The sequence below is a fragment of the Pseudomonas sp. JV241A genome (assembly GCF_900275665.1).
GTDB lineage: Bacteria > Pseudomonadota > Gammaproteobacteria > Pseudomonadales > Pseudomonadaceae > Aquipseudomonas > Aquipseudomonas wadenswilerensis.
Window position 1 is genome coordinate 170908 of sequence record NZ_OPYO01000032.1, and the last position, 18397, is coordinate 189304.

Below are 18397 nucleotides of genomic sequence, written 5' to 3' on the forward strand. Positions count from 1 at the left end.
TATCGCCGGGATCGCCGGCTGGAATAAAAAAGAACCTGCGAAGCACTTGGGGAAGGCTTTTAGCCGCAGGTCCTGAAAAACGTTAGCTCGCCGCCTTACAGGCTGGCGGCGTTCTCGGCCAGGTAGTCGGCAACGCCCTTGGCATCGGCCTTCATGCCTTTCTGGCCTGGGCGCCAGCCGGCCGGGCAGACTTCACCGTGCTGTTCGGTGAACTGCAGGGCCTCGACCAGGCGGATCATCTCGTCGACTTCACGGCCCAACGGCAGGTTGTTGACCACCTGGTGCTGCACAACGCCTTGCTGGTCGATCAGGAACGAGGCACGCAGGGCCACGCCGTCATCGTGCTCGATGCCATAGGCACGGGTAATCTCGTGCTTGACGTCGGCGACCATGGTGAACTCGACCGCGCCGATACCGCCCTTCTCGACCGGGGTGCTGCGCCAGGCGTGGTGGGTGAACTGCGAGTCGATGGAAACACCGACCACTTCCACACCCAGCTCGCGGAACTTGTCCATGCGGTTGTTGTGGGCAATGATTTCCGACGGGCAGACAAAGGTGAAGTCCAGCGGCCAGAAGAACAGCACGACGTATTTGCCGCGCAGGGAAGAAAGCTTGAAGCTGTCGACGATCGAACCGTCGCCCAACACTGCCGCCGCATCGAAATCAGGGGCTTGCTTGTTGACCAGAATGCTCATGGAAACTCCTTGAAAGTCAGAATTCGAAGGCGTTGAAAAGTTGTGCGCACTTTAGCGAGGTGGCAGAGATTAAGGAAATATCCTTAGACAATCCACCTTATAGGCCGGCTCTATTCATCAATAAAATCGCACGCGGTTTATCTATGAAGCCCAGCCCGGGATGCTGCCGAGGTTTTGTTACAGCCCGTTTCTCGCTCTGCGCCGCGCTTTCGCCCGCCGCACAAACTCGGTAAGGTCAGCGCGTTTGCCTTTACCCGGAGCCTCCCCCTTTATGCAAGCCCCTGTCCTCTCTGGCCCACAGTACCTGCGCGAAGGACTGAAACTGGTCCTGAGCCCGAGCCTGCGCCTGTTCGTGCTGCTGCCGCTGGCGGTCAACCTGCTGCTGTTCGTCGGCCTGGTCTACTTTGCCGGCCATCAGTTCAGCCTCTGGGTCGATTCGTTGATGCCCAGCCTGCCGAACTGGCTGAGCTTTCTCAATTATGTGCTGTGGCCGCTGTTCGTGATTCTGGTGGGGTTGATGGTGTTCTTCACCTTCACCATGCTGGCCAACATCATCGCCGCGCCGTTCAATGGTTTCCTCGCGGAGAAGGTCGAAGTGGTGGTGCGCGGCACCGATGATTTTCCCGCCTTCAGCTGGGCCGAACTCACTGCCATGGTGCCACGCACCCTCGGCCGCGAGGCGCGCAAGCTGGGCTACTTCCTGCCACGGGCCATCGCTCTGTTCATCCTTTCGCTGATCCCGGTGGTGAACATCGTCGCCGCGCCGCTGTGGCTGCTGTTCGGTATCTGGATGATGGCCATCCAGTACATCGACTACCCGGCGGATAACCACAAGATGAGCTGGCAGGACATGCTCGCCTGGCTGCGCGAAAAGCGCTGGCAGAGCCTGGGTTTTGGCGGTTCGGTGTACCTGGTGTTGCTGGTGCCCTTCCTCAACATCCTGATGATGCCGGCGGCGGTGGCGGGCGCCACGCTGTTCTGGGTGCGCGAACGTACCTGAGGCATCGCCGCGTAGCCGCCCGGCTACGCGGCACCTCCATCAGCTCGACAGCTGGTTGGAGAACTGCCCCACCGCATTGACCACCTTCTGCGCACCGTCCTGAATCTCGACGATCACCGTACCGGTTTGCCCGGCCAGTGACAGGCCTTGCTCGGCCTGGCGCTTGCTGCTGTCGATAATATCCACCGCCGCCTTGGCCAGGTGTTCGTTCTGCTGCACCACTCGGGCGATTTCCTCAGTCGCAGTGCTGGTGCGCGAAGCCAGTTGCCGGACCTCGTCGGCGACCACGGCAAAGCCCCGGCCCTGCTCGCCGGCACGTGCGGCCTCGATGGCGGCGTTGAGGGCCAGCAGGTTGGTCTGCCCGGCGATGTCGCTGATGGTCTTGATGATCGAACCGATCACCTGCGACTGCTTGTCCAGCGCCTCGATGCCTTCGGCGGCTTCCTGCATGTAGGTTTCCAGGCCGCGCATGACATCCACGGTCTGGGTCACCACCTCGGTGGCCCTGCGCGCACAGGCGTCGGTTTCCAGCGAGGTGTTGTAGGCGATGTCGGCAGCCTGGGCCACGGCCGTTTCCTGGTTGACCTGGTCGGTGATCACGGTGGCGAACTTGACCACTTTGTAGAGCACGTCATGGGCATCGATGATCGGATTGTAGGACGCCTCCAGCCACACCACGCGGCCATGGGCATCGATGCGCTTGAAGCGTTCGGCGACGAACTCGCCGCGGCGCAGCTTGTCCCAGAACGCGTGATAACCCACCGAGTTGTACTCTTCCGGTTCGCAGAACAGGCGGTGATGTTTGCCCACCACCTGGTCGAGCTTGTAGCCCATGGTCTGCAGGAAGCGCTCGTTGGCCGTCAGCACTTCACCGTTGAGGTTGAACTCGATCACCGCCGTGGAGCGCATCAGCGCCTTGATCAGGCTCTCGTGCTCGCGGGAGGTTTCGATGGTGCGGGTCAGGTCGCTGGAGTGCAGGGTGAAGTATTTGATGCGCCCTTCGCTGTTTTTCACCGGCTGCAGGATCGAGCGCAGCCAGGCCTCTTCGCCATTGCCCCGCAGCAGGCGGAAAGCGCCATTGAGATGCTCGCCACGGGCAATGGCGTGCTTCATGCGCTGGTAAAAGTCGAGCTGCTTGACGTGCGCCGGGACGATTTCCTCGATGTTGCGGCCAATCAGTTGATGGCTGCTGTAGCGCATCTCTTTTTCGAAGTTGCTGTTGACCGATTCGATGCGCCCCTGCGGGTCGAGCTGCAGCACCAGCATCTCGCTGTCGAGGCTGCACTTTACTTGCTCCACTGATTGCAGTTCTTCACGCAGCCGGAGGATTTCTTGCTTGAGTTTGCTGTTGAACATGACGCTCTCCCGGAGCGAAATCAGTCATTCGAATGCTTCTGCATCGGCTGGCGGACCTGCAATCTTGAGTCACTTGCTGGGAAATATTTACGCGCCTGCAATCGCCAGTAATCAGGCGTCATCGATCTGTCATTTGGCGGTCACAGAGCGGCAATCGGCACGGTCGAAACTGGCTTCATGAGCACACTGTCCCTGCATGTCACCCTGATCAGCGAAACCTTCCCACCGGAGATCAACGGCGTGGCCAACACCCTTGGCCGCCTCAGCGATGGCTTGCGATCACGCGGCCATCGGGTCGAGCTGGTACGCCCGCGGCAAGCGGCTGAACAGCCCTCGGCCAGCGACGACAACCTGCTGCTGTGTCGCGGCTGGCCGTTGCCGGGGTACCCGGGTTTGCAATGGGGCCAGGTGTCGATGCACAAACTGCTGCGCCGCTGGCGCCGGCAACGGCCGGATGTGCTTTACATCGCCACCGAAGGCCCGCTGGGTTTGAGTGCCCTGCGCGCGGCGCGGCGCCTGGGCATCGCCGTGGTCAGTGGCTTCCACACCAACTTCCAGCAATACTCCAGCGAGTACGGCCTCGGCCTGCTGGCGCGGCTGCTTACCCACTACCTGCGCTGGTTCCATCACCGAACCCACACCACCCTGGTGCCCAGCCTCAGCCAGCGCCTGGAGCTGGAACGGCGCGGCTTCGACAACCTCAGCCTGATGGCCCGGGGAGTGGACAGCCAGTTGTTTACCCCGGCCAGGCGTAGTCAGACCTTGCGCGAGCAATGGGGCCTGGGCGTCGACGATATCGCCCTGCTGCATGTCGGACGCCTGGCCGCCGAAAAGAATCTGGGTTTGTTGCAGCCGTGCCTGGACGCCCTGCAACAACAGTACCCGCAGCGGTGCATCAAGCTGATCGTGGTCGGTGACGGGCCGCAACGCAGCGCACTCGAGCAGCGCCTGCCGGGCGCGGTGTTCTGCGGCGCCCAGCGCGGAGAACGCCTGGCCGAACACTACGCTTCAGGGGATATCTTTGTGTTTCCCAGCCTGACCGAAACCTTCGGCAACGTCGTGCTCGAAGCCTTGGCCTCAGGCCTGGGTGTGGTCGCTTACGATCAAGCGGCGGCAGCCCAGCATATCCGCCACGGGCATAGCGGTGCGCTGGCCATGCCAGGGGACGAAGCGGCCTTTATCGATGCCGCCTGCTGGTTCCTGGAAGAGCCGGAAACCCTGCGCCGGGTGCGCCTCAATGCCCGCCAGCATGCCAGCCGTCAGGGCTGGCCGGCGATTGTCGAGCAATTCGAGGCGCATCTGCAGGCAGCCTGCCGCCAGAGTCAGGTCAGCATGGCGCGCCCGACTGCAGCGGCAATTGCGATCAAACCAGGGTCGTCAACGCCTCGCGGCTGAACGGCAGGATGTCCTGCTCGCGACCATCGCGCACCTTGGCCGCCCATTCCGGGTCGACCAGCAAGGCACGACCGACTGCCACCAGGTCGAATTCGTCGTTGTTCAGGCGCTGGAGCAGGTTTTCCAGGCTGGCCGGCTGGGCCACCTTGTCGGTCGCAACCATGAACTGCAGGAACTCGCCATCCAGGCCGACACTGCCGACGGTGATGGTCGGCTTGCCGGTGAGCTGGCGGGTCCAGCCAGCCAGGTTGAGGTCCGAACCTTCGAACTCAGGTTCCCAGAAGCGTCGGGTCGAGCAGTGGAAGATATCCACACCAGCATCCACCAGTGGTTGCAGGAATGCGCCCAGGGCATCGGCGCTCTGCACCAGACGCGCGCTGTAGTCCTGCTGCTTCCACTGCGAGAAGCGGAAAATGATCGGGAAGTCCGGGCCTACCGCGGCGCGCACGGCCAGGATCAACTCGATGGCAAAGCGCGAACGGCCGGCCAAGTCGCCGCCGTATTCGTCCGTGCGCTGGTTGCTGGCTTCCCAGAAAAACTGGTCGATCAGGTAACCATGGGCACCGTGGATCTCGACGCCATCCATGCCAATGGCCTGGGCATCACGAGCGGCCTGGGCGAAAGCCTCGATCACTTCACGAATATCCGCCTGGGTCATGCCATGCACCACGACCTGGCCGTCCTTGAGCTTCTCGCTCGGGCCATGGCCCGGCACGCTGGCATCCGGCTCGGTACCCAGGCGGCGCACGCTACCCACGTGCCAGAGCTGCGGCACGATGCGCCCGCCTTCAGCGTGCACGGCTTCAACGACTTTCTTCCAGCCGGTCAGGGCATCTTCGCCGTAAAAACGCGGCACATTCGGGTAGCCATTGGCGGCTTTATGACCGACCGTGGTGCCTTCGGTGATGATCAGCCCAACGCCTGCGGCGGCGCGGCGACGATAGTACTCAACCACTTGTGCGTGAGGGACGCCACCAGGGCAGAAGGTACGGGTCATCGGTGCCATGACCACGCGGCTCGGCAGCTCGAGGGCGCCCAGTTGGAAGGGAGTGAACAGTGCGGTGGCGGACATGCGGCGCTCCTGGGAATGGGGAATGCGCCTGAGGATAGGGTGAGCCGTTCGGGTGGCCCAGTACTATTGATCTGGGTGATTGAACAGCATCGCGGGGCAAGCCCGTTCCTACTTCTGCAGGAGCGGGCTTGCCCCACGATGGGGCCGATCAGGCCAGAGCCTTCTCGATCGCCTGCACCACCGCCGGATCATCCGGCGCGGTACGTGGCGAGAAGCGCGCCAGTACCCGGCCGTCCTTGCCGACCAGGAACTTCTCGAAGTTCCAGGTGATATCGCCCGGAAACTCGGCGCCTTCGCCGGCCAGCAAGCGGTACAACTGATGACGGTCATGACCGTTAACTTCGAGCTTGCTACCCAGTGGGAAGCTCACGCCATAGTTCAGGCTGCAGAACGCCTGAATTTCCTTCTCCGTGCCCGGCTCCTGGCCGGCAAACTGGTTGCACGGCAGGCCCAGCACGCTGAAGCCTTTGCTCTTGTACTGCTGATAAAGGTTTTCCAGCGCCGCGTACTGCGGGGTCAAGCCACACTTGGAGGCGACATTGACCACCAGCACCACCCGGCCCTTGAACGGTGCCAGAGGCAATTCCTGGCCGTCCAGCGCTGTCAACTTCAGGTCGTGAAATGCACTCATGACGTACTCCCCTTTCCAGATCCCGGTTGCCGCTGGGGCTGCAATCAGTAAACCCAGCCCATTAAAAAGGCGCCCTGCCAAGCCGTCTTCCCCTGCTGGAGCGACGGACTTGCCCGGGCGCCTTCGCGACTCTCTGAGCTTAGCGCAGAAAATCAGTGGTGATGGCCACCTTCGCCATGGACATGGCCATGGGCTACTTCTTCTTCGCTGGCTTCACGCACATTGACGACCTTGACCTTGAAGTTCAGGCGCTGGCCAGCCAGTGGGTGGTTGCCGTCAACGGTGACGTCGTCGCCGTCCAGGTCGCGAATGGTGACGATCTGCATCTGGCCATCCGGCGCCGAAGCGTGGAACTGCATGCCCACTTCCAGCTCGTCGACACCTTCGAACATGCTGCGGTTCAGGGTGCTGACCAGCTCGGCCAGGTATTCGCCGTAGGCGTCTTCCGGCTCGACGGCGACTTCCAGTTCGTCACCGGTGGTTTTGCCTTCCAGGGCTTTTTCCAGACCCGGGATGATGTTGCCTGCGCCATGCAGGTAGACCAGCGGAGCGCCGCCGGCGGAGCTGTCGATGACCTCACCAGCGTCGTTGGTCAGGGTATAGTCGATGGAGACAGCCTTTTTGGCGGCGATCAGCATGGGGCGAGACCTTTTGCATAAGAATGTAGAACGAACAAGTGTAACCAAGGCATCGCCTGAAAGCGAACGCAACCCGGACAAACGGGTTGCCGGATATTTGCGGCGGGTGCGCTCAGGGGGCCGATAGCGATACCCTTGGCAATTGACTCTTTTGCACAGCTCATTTCGAGAAGCTCGCATGCAGACATTTTTTATCGCGCCGACCGACTTTGGCGTCGGCCTGACTTCCATCAGCCTGGGCCTGGTGCGCACCCTGGAGCGCGCCGGGTTGAAGGTCGGCTTCTTCAAGCCGATCGCCCAGCCGCACCCGGGTGATACCGGCCCTGAGCGCTCCACCGAACTGGTTGCCCGTACCCATGGCCTGAAGCCGCCACAGCCGCTGAGCCTGGCCCATGTCGAGCGTATGCTCGGCGATGGTCAACTGGATGAACTGCTCGAAGAAATCATCACCCTGTACCAGCAGGCCTGCGTCGGCAAGGACGTGGTGGTGGTCGAAGGCATGGTCCCGACCCGCCACGCCAGCTACGCCGCGCGGGTCAACCTGCACCTGGCCAAGAGCCTGGATGCCGAGGTGATCCTGGTGTCGGCGCCGGAAAACGAAGTGCTCACCGAGCTGTCCGGGCGCGTCGAGCTGCAGGCCCAGCTGTTCGGCGGCCCGCGCGACCCGAAAGTGCTCGGGGTAATCCTCAACAAGGTGCGCACCGACGAAGACATGAACGCCTTCGCCGCGCGCCTGACCGAGCATTCACCGCTGCTGCGCGGCGGCGACTTCCGCCTGCTCGGCTGCATCCCGTTCCAGGCCGGCCTCAACGATCCGCGTACCCGCGACGTGGCCGAACTGCTCGGCGCCCAGGTGCTCAATGCCGGCGACTACGAAACCCGGCGGATGAACAAGATCATCATCTGTGCCCGCACCGTGGCCAATACCGTGCCGCTGCTCAAGCCCGGTACGCTGGTAGTGACCCCGGGCGACCGCGACGACATCATCCTTGCGGTGAGCCTGGCGGCGATCAACGGCGTGCCGCTGGCCGGCCTGCTGCTGACCAGCGACAGCAAACCCGACCCGCGCATCCTCGAACTGTGCCAGGGCGCGCTGCTGGCCGGCCTGCCGATTCTCTCGGTAAGCACCGGCTCCTATGACACCGCCAACCAGCTCAACGGCCTGAACAAGGAAATCCCGGTGGATGACCGCGAGCGCGCGGAGCTGATCACCGATTTCGTCGCCAGCTACCTGGACGCCGACTGGCTGCACCAGCGCTGCGGCACGCCGCGCGAACTGCGCCTGTCGCCCGCGGTGTTCCGCTACCAGTTGATCCAGCGCGCCCAGCAGGCCAACAAACGCATCGTCTTGCCGGAAGGCGCAGAACCGCTGACCGTGCAGGCCGCGGCCATCTGCCAGGCCCGCGGCATTGCCCGCTGCGTGCTGCTGGCCAAGCCTGACGACGTCCAGGCGGTGGCCCGCGCCCAGGGCATCACCCTGCCCGAGGGCCTGGAGATCCTTGACCCGGACCTGATCCGCGAGCGTTATGTCGAGCCGATGGTCAGCCTGCGCAAGAGCAAAAGCCTTAATGCGCCGATGGCCGAGCAGCAACTGGAAGACCCGGTGGTGATCGGCACCATGATGCTGGCCCTGGACGAGGTCGATGGCCTGGTCTCGGGCCTGGTGCACTCCACCGCCAACACCATCCGCCCAGCCCTGCAACTGATCAAGACCGCGCCGGGCTGCAGCCTGGTGTCGTCGGTGTTCTTCATGCTGTTCCCCGAACAGGTGCTGGTGTACGGCGACTGCGTGATGAACCCGCACCCGACAGCCAACGAGCTGGCGGAAATCGCCCTGCAGAGCGCCGACTCCGCCGAAGCCTTCGGCATTGCCCCGCGGGTGGCGATGATCAGCTATTCCAGCGGTGACTCGGCCAGCGGCGAAGAGGTCGAGAAGGTCCGCGAAGCCACCGTGCTGGCCCAGGAATCCCAACACGGCCTGCTGATCGACGGCCCGTTGCAGTACGATGCCGCGGCCAACCTGGAGATCGCCCGGCAACTGGCGCCCAACAGCCAGGTGGCCGGCCGCGCCACGGTGTTCGTGTTCCCCGACCTGAACACCGGCAACACCACCCACAAGGCCGTGCAACGCAGTGCCGACTGCGTCAGCCTCGGGCCGATGCTGCAAGGCCTGCGCAAGCCGGTCAACGACCTGCCACGCGGCGCCCAGGTCGACGACATCGTCTACACCATCGCCCTGACCGCCATTCAGGCCAACCGCTCACTGGATAGCTGAACATGCTCGGATTGCTACCCGCGCCACTGCGCGGGGTTATCGCCTCGCTGCTACTGGGACTCAACACCATCGTCTGCTGCACCCCGTTGTTCATCGTCAGCCTGTTCAAGCTGTGCCTGCCGTTCGCGGCCGCGCAACGGCTCACCGATGAACTGATGCGCCACATCCACGAAGCCTGGATCAGCAACAACAATGCCTGGATCAACCTGCTGGGCAAGGCCCGCTGGCAGGTCGAGGGCCTGGCCGGGCTGGACTACCAGCACAGCTACCTGGTCACCAGCAACCACCAGAGCTGGGTCGATATCCTGGTACTGCAGTACGTGCTCAACCGCCGTATCCGCCCGCTGAAGTTCTTCCTCAAGCAGGTGCTGATCTGGGTGCCGGTGATCGGCCTGGCCTGGTGGGCGTTGGGCTTTCCGTTCATGAAGCGCTATTCCAAGGCGTACCTGGCCAAGCACCCGGAAAAGGCCGGCAAGGACCTGGAAACCACCCGCCGCACCTGCGCCAAGTTTCGCGGCAAGCCGACGGCGATCTTCAACTTCGCCGAAGGCACGCGCTTCACCGAGGCCAAGCATCGCCAGCAGCAGTCACCGTTCCAGCACCTGCTCAAGCCCAAGGCCGGCGGCATTGCCTTTGTACTGGATGCCATGGGCGAGCAACTGCAGTCGATCGTCAACGTCACCATTCATTATCCGAACGGTGCACCGGGCTTCTGGGACTTGCTGTGCGGGCGGGTCAGGCACATTGTCGTGCACTTCGAGGAACTGGCGATTCCGGCGGAGTTCCTGGGCAAGAACTACGACCAGGATGAAACCTATCGCCTGGCCTTCCAGCAATGGATCAACCAGCTGTGGCAGGACAAGGACGCCTTGCTCGAACGGCTGCGACAAAACGCCGACGGGTAATTTGCCGGACAGCATCTATGCTCACTTCCTACGATGTTTTTCATTAGCCATCACAAGGAATGTAAGCCTATGAAACCGTTGCGCCGCTTTGCCCATGCTTTTGCTGTTGTTTCACTTCTGTCTGCAGCCAGTTTCACGGTGCAGGCAGAAGAGAAGCTGATCGACGCTGTCGCCACTGAGGATGTGGTGGATACCAAAGTCCTTGCCGTTGACCTCGACAAGCGCGTCGTGACGGTGGCAGGGCCTGAGAACTCTGAGGTGCCGATCCAGGTGAGCGAACAGGCCAAGGACCTGCATAATCTCAAGGTCGGCGACCTGGTCAACATCACAGTCAACCGCTCGGTTGCCACTGTGCTCGAAACCGACCTCACCAAGGCCCCGGGCATCAGCAAGGAGGCCGGTGTCATTCGCGCCACCAAGGACAACCCTAACCCAGGTGGCGAGGCATTTCGGCAGATCAAGGTCACCTCGAAGATCACCAAGATTGATCTGAAAACCCACGAAGTCACGCTGACGCCACCTGAAGGTCCACAAAAGGTAGTGAAGGTCGAAGACCCTGAACTTCAGGAGCGCATGAAGAATCTCAAGGTCGGCCAGTCTGTGGTCATCGTTTATACCGATGTGCTGAAGATCACCACCAGAAGCCCAAGCTGAGTACATCGCGGGGCAAGCCCGCTCCCACATAGACAGCATAAATGCTGTGGGAGCGGGCTTGACCCGCGATCAGCCGCCTCAAGCCTTGATTGCCCGGCTCTCCAGCCCATCGAGCAACGCATCAACCAATGCCTTGGCCATTTCATGGGAATGCAGGGTCGCCTGAAGAAACCCTCGCCCCGGCTCACGGGCATGCTCGACCGCCAGCGGCCCGGTCAGGCTCGCGCACTTCAAATACAGCGACGCATGCACCAGCGCATCTTCGACATTGACCCCGGCGCGCACGGCGAATAACTGTGGATGACCGACATCGCAGAGGCCGAATGGGGTTTCTGTGGTTTTGAGAAGGTGGAATTCAGGTGGGTCTGGAACAATTTTTTTCATGATGAAGCTCCTTTTGGAATGGAGCAGCCACCGACTCGTCGCCAAACGAAGGGGTGGCGGCTGTACGCGGATTGGCGAACCGAGCCAAAAGGGAAACCCGGCAGGGCCGAAGCCCTCCCGCGCACAGCCACCATAAAGTGAAGTCAGCGCAACTTAACGCCGACAAGCATTCACATGGTGCAGTCTTTTGTTTGCTCCAGGTCGCCAAACCCGATCGCTGATACATCAGCGACCCGGTGAGCCTAGTGGCGTACTTCCCCCGGAGCAATCATCTGCAGGGCGACAGAATTCGTAGGATAGGTCCTAGGACACTCAAACTACCAGCCCAAGGCTGTTGCAGGATGCTAGCCAGGCCTCTGTGGGAGCTGGCTTGCCAGCGATGAGGCCACTGCAGGCAAAAAAAAGGGGAGCCAGGCTCCCCTTCTTCACATCTTGCTACTTACTGGTACTGCTGCCCGGGAATCGGCTTGAGGTTGACCTCTACCCGACGGTTCTGCGCGCGGCCGTTGGCGTCGGCGTTGCTGGCGATCGGCTGGTCCGGGCCCAGGCCACGGGCGCTGACACGGCTGCCATCGACACCCTGGGAGGTCAGGTAGGTGACCACCGATTGTGCACGACGCTGGGACAGGTCCATGTTGTGCTGGCGGCTGCCGGTGCTGTCGGTGTAGCCGACCACTTCAATGGTGTTCTGGTTGAACTGCTTGAAGGAGTTGGCCAGGTTGTTCAGCGGCGAGTAGAAGCTCGGCGCGATGTTGGCCGAGTCGGTGGCAAAGGTGATGTTGCCCGGCATGATCAGTTTGATCTGGTCGCCCTGGCGTTGAACCTCGACACCGGTGTTGGCCATGCTTTCACGCAGCGCGGCTTCCTGCTTGTCGGCGTAATAACCATAACCTGCGGCGGCAGCACCCACGGCGGCAGCGCCGATCAGCGCACCTTTGCCGCGGTTGTTATGGTCGATGGCAGCACCGGCAATGGCACCGGCCAGCGCGCCCAGGCCGCCGTACTTGGCGGTTTTGCTCATCCCTGTGGAGCCCTGCTGCGCCTGACCCTGGCTGTCATACGGGTTTTGGCTGGCACAACCGGACATCAGCGCGGCAGCGGTAGCGACGATAATCAAACGACGCATGGTGAACATGGACAAGCTCCTACTGTAATTCGAAAGTGCAGCGGATCTGATTCGGATCTATGCCAGCCTTGGATTGCAGCAAAGCGAAAAAATTCCCTTAACGGTCAGGCGCGCACGAACGGGTTCTGGCGCATCTCGTCGCCCAGGCGGGTATCCGGACCATGCCCGGTCACCACCGTGGCCTGTTCATCCAGGCTGTACAGGCGCTGCTTGATCGAACGAACGATAGTCGCCTGATCGCCACCCCACAAATCGGTGCGACCAATCCCACGCCGAAAAAGCGTATCGCCTGCAATCAGCAGCTTGGCGTCAGCGAACCAGAAACTCATCGAGCCCGGCGTATGACCCGGGGTGTGCAAGGCCACGCCACAGCCGCAGGCCAGCTCTTCATCGTCGACCAGCCAGCGGTCCGGTGCCGGCACCGGGGTGTAGGGCACGCCGAACATCTGGCACTGCATTTCCAGGTTGTCCCAGAGGAACTGGTCATCCTTGTGCAGGTGCAAGGTGGCGCCGGTCATCTCCTTCAACTGCCCGGAGGCGAGGAAGTGATCAAGGTGCGCGTGGGTATGGATGATGCTCACCACTTTCAGGCCATGGGCGTCCAGGCGGGCGAGGATCTGCTCAAGGTTGCCACCCGGGTCGACGACGAGGGCCTTTTTGCTGATCGGGTCGCCGATGATGGTGCAGTTGCACTGCAAAGGGCCGACGGGGAAGGTTTCGCGGATCAGGGCGGGTTTTGCCGGGTTCATCGGAGCAATCCTGTGGAGCAAATGACGGAGTGTCGCACAGGCCGGTTGTGCCTGCGACGACGCTCGTCACTTCACTTCAAGAAGTCGCTCGCCACGCTTCATGGCAGATAAAGCCTGAACAGCCCTCCCCCCAAGGCCCCGCCATTGGCAATCTCGATCCGCCCTTTCACCCCGTTGCGTTCATGCAACGCGGCAATCCGTGCCGCGAAGTACAGGCCCAGGCCGGTGCTGCCGCTCTGGCCATCGATACCCTGCACATACTCCTGCTGACGCTCGAGCATGCGCGCCGGGAAGCCCGGGCCGTCATCGTTGATGCTCAGCACCAACTGTTCGCCTTCGTCACTGACGCTGATCAGCAAGGTGTGCCCGGCATAGCGAATGGCGTTGTTGAGGATGTTGGCAACCACCGAACCGACCAGTTCGCGGTCGAAAAAGCCCAGCGGGCTGGCGGTTTCGATGCGCCAGCTGGCGAGGATGTCGCGGTGCTGCAGCAGGTTCTGCTGGGCGGCGAGCTGGGCTTCGATAAAGTCGTCGAGCTCATGATAGTCGGGGCACATCGGCAGTTGGTTGACGCCCAGTTTGTACAGGCCCAGCAACTGCACCAGCATGCCGTTGAGGTGGCTGAATTCGTGCTCCATCACCCCCTGTTCGCTGCCACTGCGCAGGGCCTCCGGCAAGCGCGCCAACCACTGGCTGTGAGCCTGGGTCAGGGCGGCGAGGGAGTTCTTCATGTCGTGTACGGTGGAGGCGATCACCGTGGAAAAATCCAGCCCCTGGTTGTCCTGGTTCATGCGCCAAAGGCCCGAATGTGCAGTTTGCGGTAGCGATCGTAACGGTTGTCGCTTTTCGGGATGCCGGTCACGCTGCTCAGGCAGGCGCGGCACTCGTCCATGATCGCCGGCGGCGGTGTCTCGCCACCGATACGCAGCAGCGCCTGTGCGGTGTTGAGGGCGATGCTGATGTTCTTCGGCTGCAGCGTCAGGGCCCGGCGGAATTGTGCCAGCGCTTCGCTGAGCTGGCCGGCCTGGTAACTGCGTACGCCCTGGCGGTTGAGGTCGACCGCTTCAGTGACTGCGCCGAGTACCGCCGGATCATCGGTCAGCTGTGCCACGCTCTGCATCACCTTGGGGTCGTCACCGTAGGTTTCCACACAACCTTTGAGGATCGAGGTGCCAGCGGATTCCTGGCCCAGTTTCTGCAGTTGCGTGGCCACTACCAGCGCCGCTTCCACCGAGAAAAACTGGTCCATCTTCTCCAGCCGGGCCATGGCCTGTTCGGTCAGTTTGGCGGCGGTTTCGGCGTCGCCGGCCTGCTGCAGGCTGGCGGCTTTCATCAACCGCGCGCGCACCTGCAGGCCCTGGTCTTCGACATTCTCTTTGGCCACTTCGCTGAGCACGGTGTTGATCTCGACCCGGGTGCGCGCATCCAGGCCGTTGCCGGCGTTCTTGTTCATCAGGGCCTGGACCAGCCCGAGGTTGCTCTCCGGGTCCTTGTAACGCGAGCTCTGGCCCTGGTTGACGGCGTGCCGGTAGGCCTTGGACGAGGTGTCGTAGTCGTCGTTGCTCAGGGCCAGCTTGCCCAGCATCATCTGCCGGCGTACGGCCAGCGGCGAGAGACGCACGGCCTCTTCCAGCACGCCCTGGGCGCGCTTGCTTTCGCCCAGGGCTACCAGCACCTCGGCCAGGCCGTCGTACAGGCCGGGCATCATCGGGAAGGCCTTGAGCGCCTGCTCGTAAACGCCCTGGGCCTGGGCCAACTGGTTGCGCTTGTACAGCAGGCTGCCGAGGGCTGCAAAGGCCCAGGGCGTGGCGCGGCTGGCGATGATGGTGGTGAGAAACTTCTCCAGCTCATCGAAGCGGTTGAGGTCGCGCAGGGCATCGGCGCGGTAGCGCAGGCACAGCGGGGCGAAGCGCGGGTCCTTCTTGCACAGCTCGGCGCAGGCCGCCAGCACTTCGGCCGGGCGGCCGCGGTCCAGGGCCTGGAGGATCGGCTTGAGCAGGGTTTTGCGCTGCACCAGTTTTTCCAGGCGCTGGGCCAGGCCGATGCGGTTGAACGGCTTGGTCAGGTAGGCGTCGGGCTCGTGCTCCAGCGCGCTGAGGACGATCGCCTGGCTGCTTTCGGCAGTGACCATGAGGAACACGCACTCATGGCTGATCAGCTTGTCGAGGATCAGGTCCTCGAGCACCTGCTGGCCGTTCTTCTTGCCATCGCCCAGGTGGAAGTCCTGGAGGACAAAGTCGTAGCGCTTCTGCGCGCACATGCGCAGCGCCTGCTCACCGCTGTCGGCCGTGTCGACATCGCGTACGCCCAGCTCGCGCAGCATGGAACGGGCCGAGCTGCGAAAATCAGAGAAATCATCGACGATCAGAAAGCTTTTTTGGCTGTAGACCTGCATCCACGAGACCTGTCATGGCAAATAAAAAAATGGACGCAGAGACACCTTCACGGACAGGCTCGGCTTCGCGGGTAGATTCGCTGCGGCGGTGAATCGGGCCGCACTCGCAGAGTATCGGCCACACAGGGCGATAGCTTGAGGCTTGCAGAGCGCATATTTGGCGGACGTTCGTACCAGTCACGGAGCAAATAATGGCATTGCGCCATCATCGTTTATAGCCATTGGATAGTAAAGCGCCGCAGCCCTGCTTGCCGGTGCCGGGCCGGCACATGGCTAATGCAGCATGCCCAACGCCTTGGCCCGGGCCACCGCCTGGGTACGACGCTCGACGCCGAGTTTGCTGTTGATATGGCTGGCGTGGGTTTTCACCGTGTGCAGGGAGATGAACAGGCGCTCGCTGATCTCCTGGTTCGAACAGCCCTGGGCAATCAGTTCGAGCACGGCCATCTCGCGGGTGCTCAAGGCCTCGCTGGCGCCACTGGCCGGTTCAATTGATTCAAGCGCGGGCAACAAGCCCAGCAAGCCGATTTGCGCCGGGCCCGGAGGCTGCAACAGCAACTGTTCGCGCAACCACTGCGGGTGATCCTGCAACAGGCGCTGGAAGGGTTGCAGCGCCCCGCCGCGAGCCGACTCCAGGGCCAGCACCAACAGGTCGCGCGCCTGGCCTTCGTTGTTGTTGGCCAGCAGCAGCACCATCCACTGGCACAGCGCGGTGACACAGAGCATCTGCCCACCACTGGCCTGGCCACGCTCCACCAGCGCCTGCAAGCGCCGCCCGGCCTGCTCCAGGCGGCCCTGGGTGCGTTCGAGCAAGGCCTGCTGCAACTCGATATGCGGCGGCAACAGCGGGTGGAACTCCGGTGCGGCCGCCGCCTGTTCGCCACCGTAGGTCTGGCCCAGGCGCAGCAGCCAGGATTCGGCCAGGTCGGTGCGGCCCTGCGCAAGCCACAGCTCGCATTTGACCAGGGTGATCATCGCCAGATAGAAAATCGGCGGCACGTCCCAGATGTGCATCAGCCGCTCGGCTTCGGCAAGCTCGGCGAAGGCTTCGGCGAATCGCCCTTCGCGGCCATCCAGCGCAGCGATCACGCAATGGCCGATCAGCACGCTGATGTCACGGCAGGCGCGGGCCTCGATCAGCCCGGCACGCAGGCGGCTACGCCCGGCCTCCGGCTGTAGCCTTGCCGCCAGTAGATAGCCCTCATACAACGTCAGTCGTGCCCGCGCCGCGTACAGCCGTTGCGCCGACAAGCCCTGCAGGCGTTGCAAGCCCTGGCGCACTTCATCCAGGGCGCGCAGCACCTCGCCGCGGGCGTGCAGCACCCGCGCCCGATCGTAATGGGCCAGGGCTTCAAATAACGGATTGCCCACCCGCTGAGCCAGTTCCAGTGCCTCACGGTTCCAGCCACGGGCGCGCCAGAAATCGGCATCGGCGATGGCCAGGTTGGACAGGGTCGAAAGGCATACAAGGCGCTGCCCGTAACGTTTGAACGGCAAGCTGTGCAGGGCTTCGGAGCAGTATTCGAGGGTGCGCTGGCGGTCGCCACGACCGCGCGCGATCACCCCGCTCAACGCCAGCCACTGGGCCAGCATGGATTTTTGCGCAGTGGCCGAAGGCGCCGGCAGGAAGCGGCTCAGGTGGCTGGCCAGTTCTTCGGCAGCATCCAGCTGCCCGGCCAGGCCCAGGGCCCAGCTGTACAACACGATCAGCCGCGGGGTGCTGATCAGCAGGCTATCGGGCAGGTCCATCTTCCAACGCAGGAGCATGCCGACGTTCTGCTCGGCCAGCAGTTGTTCTTCGGACAGGTTCTGCACCAGATTGGCGGCCACATCCAGGTGCCCGGCGCGCAGGGCCTGCTCGACGGCTTCATCGAGCAGGCCCTGGCCGTGAAACCAGCGGCAGGCACGCAAATGCAGGCTCGACAGCGGCAGGCTGGCCTGGCGGGTGCGCAGCAGGTCGGAAAACAGGTGGTGATAACGGAACCAGCGCCCGTGTTCGTCCAGCGGTACCAGGAACACCTGGTGGGCCTGCAGGTAACGGAGGATCTCGGCGCTGTCATGGCTTTCACGCAGGGCGTCGCAGAGTTCTGCGCAAAAGCGCTCCTGGCAGGCGGTGTCGTAGAGAAAGCCCTGCACTTCGGCCGGCAGTATCTCGATGACTTCTTCGAGCAGGTAATCGCGAATCAGCCCTTCGCCGCCATGCAGCGCCTGAGGCAAGGCGCTGTCGGCGCCCGCCTCGTTGGCGGCCAGCAGCCAGAAGCGCAAACCGGCGACCCAGCCATCGCTGCGCTGGATCAGGTTGTCCAGCGCCTGCCCGCGCAACACCGTGGGTTGCTGGCCAAGCACGGCGAGGGATTCATCGGTGGTCAGGCGCAGGTCCTGCTCGTTGAGCTCAAGCAACTGGCGCGACAGGCGCAGGCGCGCCAGGTGCCAGTCCGGCCGTTGCCGACTGGTCACCAGCAGCACCAGGCCAGGCGGCAGGTGATTGAGGAAGAACTGCAGGCAGCGATCGAGCACCGGCCCCTGAGCCAGGTGGTAGTCGTCCAGCACCAGTAGCAAGGGGTTATGCGGTTGCAGGTGACGAGCGAGTTCATCGAGCAGACCGTCGAGCCACTCTTCGAAAGCAAACGGCTGGTGTCGCTGACGCATCTTCAGCAGGCCCAGGGCCTGGCCGCCGAGCGCCGGGCAGTACTGCTGCAAGCCTTCGAGCAGACGCTCAAGGAAACGCCCGGGGTCGTTGTCGCGCCGACTCAACCCCAGCCACAGGCTGCTCCAGTGGTTGGGCAGGCCCTGGCAGAACTCCACCGCCAGCGAACTTTTACCGAAGCCCGCCGGTGCGTTGACCAGCAGCAAACGCCCACCGAGCCCCGCGTGCAAACGCTGGCACAAGCGCGCCCGCGGCACATGGCCTTCGGGCAGTGGCGGGCGAAAGAAACGGCCCTCCAGGATGCTCATGGCCTGGCTGGCGAACCCTTGCGTACGGGACAGATCAGTCATGGCCGGCTCGTTTTAGTTAGGGAATCTTCGGCAGTACGGATCAGGGCAGACTAGCGGGTTAAACCGCACATTTGAAGATGATTGCCCCGTTTTGCGGAAAAAAGACTACAACAAAAAACGACAAA

Annotated in this window: 16 protein-coding genes and 1 pseudogene; 6 read left to right on the forward strand and 11 right to left on the reverse strand. The window is 62.8% G+C overall.

From position 1 onward, the window contains the following. Positions 1–95: 95 nt before the first annotated feature. Positions 96–695: a peroxiredoxin gene (locus JV241A_RS20875; protein ID WP_010223549.1), complete on the reverse strand. Its 600-nt coding sequence runs from the start codon at positions 693–695 to the stop codon at positions 96–98. 271 nt (positions 696–966) lie between these two features. On the opposite strand from JV241A_RS20875, the gene cysZ reads away from it, so the two are divergent. Next, positions 967–1695 carry a sulfate transporter CysZ gene (gene cysZ, locus JV241A_RS20880; protein WP_115088706.1) on the forward strand — a complete coding sequence of 243 codons (729 nt, stop codon included), beginning with the start codon at positions 967–969 and terminating at the stop codon, positions 1693–1695. 39 nt (positions 1696–1734) lie between these two features. Here cysZ and JV241A_RS20885 read toward each other — a convergent pair whose 3' ends face one another. Further along, a complete protein-coding gene (locus JV241A_RS20885) occupies positions 1735–3051 on the reverse strand; it encodes a PAS domain-containing methyl-accepting chemotaxis protein (RefSeq protein ID WP_115088707.1) in 1317 nt (438 codons plus the stop codon). A 177-nt stretch (positions 3052–3228) separates the two neighbouring features. On the opposite strand from JV241A_RS20885, the gene JV241A_RS20890 reads away from it, so the two are divergent. Beyond that, positions 3229–4446 (forward strand): glycosyltransferase family 1 protein, encoded by a 1218-nt coding sequence (locus tag JV241A_RS20890; protein ID WP_134064284.1) that lies wholly within the window; start codon positions 3229–3231, stop codon positions 4444–4446. On the opposite strand, the gene JV241A_RS20895 is transcribed toward JV241A_RS20890, so the two are convergent. The 3 genes from JV241A_RS20895 to JV241A_RS20905 form a co-directional block, all read right to left on the reverse strand. Next, on the reverse strand, positions 4415–5518 hold the full coding sequence (locus JV241A_RS20895) for an NADH:flavin oxidoreductase (protein WP_134064286.1): 1104 nt from the start codon (positions 5516–5518) through the stop codon (positions 4415–4417). The two genes, JV241A_RS20890 and JV241A_RS20895, sit on opposite strands and share 32 nt — an antisense overlap. 148 nt (positions 5519–5666) lie before the next feature. Further along, positions 5667–6149, reverse strand: coding sequence for a glutathione peroxidase (locus JV241A_RS20900; protein ID WP_115088710.1), 483 nt, complete (start codon positions 6147–6149; stop codon positions 5667–5669). A 152-nt stretch (positions 6150–6301) separates the two neighbouring features. Further along, on the reverse strand, positions 6302–6787 hold the full coding sequence (locus JV241A_RS20905) for a peptidylprolyl isomerase (RefSeq protein ID WP_115088711.1): 486 nt from the start codon (positions 6785–6787) through the stop codon (positions 6302–6304). Between JV241A_RS20905 and JV241A_RS27745 the strand changes: the two are divergent. The 4 genes and pseudogenes from JV241A_RS27745 to JV241A_RS20925 all read left to right on the forward strand — a co-directional run. Continuing rightward, a pseudogene (locus tag JV241A_RS27745) lies at positions 6756–6872 on the forward strand (DUF3565 domain-containing protein); the annotation flags it as partial. The gene JV241A_RS20905 and the pseudogene JV241A_RS27745 overlap by 32 nt on opposite strands. 93 nt (positions 6873–6965) lie before the next feature. Continuing rightward, positions 6966–9062, forward strand: coding sequence for a phosphate acetyltransferase (gene pta / locus JV241A_RS20915; RefSeq protein ID WP_115088712.1), 2097 nt, complete (start codon positions 6966–6968; stop codon positions 9060–9062). A 2-nt stretch (positions 9063–9064) separates the two neighbouring features. After that, positions 9065–9967 carry an acyltransferase gene (locus tag JV241A_RS20920; RefSeq protein ID WP_115088713.1) on the forward strand — a complete coding sequence of 301 codons (903 nt, stop codon included), beginning with the start codon at positions 9065–9067 and terminating at the stop codon, positions 9965–9967. A 69-nt stretch (positions 9968–10036) separates the two neighbouring features. Next, positions 10037–10621, forward strand: a complete 585-nt coding sequence (locus JV241A_RS20925) for a hypothetical protein (protein WP_115088714.1) — start codon at positions 10037–10039, stop codon at positions 10619–10621. Between the two features lie 78 nt (positions 10622–10699). On the opposite strand, the gene JV241A_RS20930 is transcribed toward JV241A_RS20925, so the two are convergent. The 6 genes from JV241A_RS20930 to JV241A_RS20955 form a co-directional block, all read right to left on the reverse strand. Next, positions 10700–11005 (reverse strand): DUF3077 domain-containing protein, encoded by a 306-nt coding sequence (locus tag JV241A_RS20930; RefSeq protein WP_134064288.1) that lies wholly within the window; start codon positions 11003–11005, stop codon positions 10700–10702. Between the two features lie 439 nt (positions 11006–11444). Next, positions 11445–12140, reverse strand: coding sequence for an OmpA family protein (locus JV241A_RS20935; protein WP_115088716.1), 696 nt, complete (start codon positions 12138–12140; stop codon positions 11445–11447). Positions 12141–12235: 95 nt separating this feature from the next. Next, a complete protein-coding gene (locus tag JV241A_RS20940; RefSeq protein ID WP_134064290.1) occupies positions 12236–12880 on the reverse strand; it encodes an MBL fold metallo-hydrolase in 645 nt (214 codons plus the stop codon). A gap of 98 nt (positions 12881–12978) precedes the next feature. Beyond that, positions 12979–13671 carry a HAMP domain-containing sensor histidine kinase gene (locus JV241A_RS20945; protein ID WP_115088718.1) on the reverse strand — a complete coding sequence of 231 codons (693 nt, stop codon included), beginning with the start codon at positions 13669–13671 and terminating at the stop codon, positions 12979–12981. Continuing rightward, the gene (locus tag JV241A_RS20950; protein WP_115088719.1) at positions 13668–15275 is read right to left on the reverse strand and encodes a tetratricopeptide repeat-containing response regulator; all 1608 of its coding nucleotides are present in this window, start codon (positions 15273–15275) and stop codon (positions 13668–13670) included. The genes JV241A_RS20945 and JV241A_RS20950 overlap by 4 nt, the downstream gene beginning before the upstream one ends. A gap of 273 nt (positions 15276–15548) precedes the next feature. Beyond that, on the reverse strand, positions 15549–18272 hold the full coding sequence (locus JV241A_RS20955; RefSeq protein ID WP_115088720.1) for a LuxR C-terminal-related transcriptional regulator: 2724 nt from the start codon (positions 18270–18272) through the stop codon (positions 15549–15551). Positions 18273–18397 lie beyond the last annotated feature (125 nt).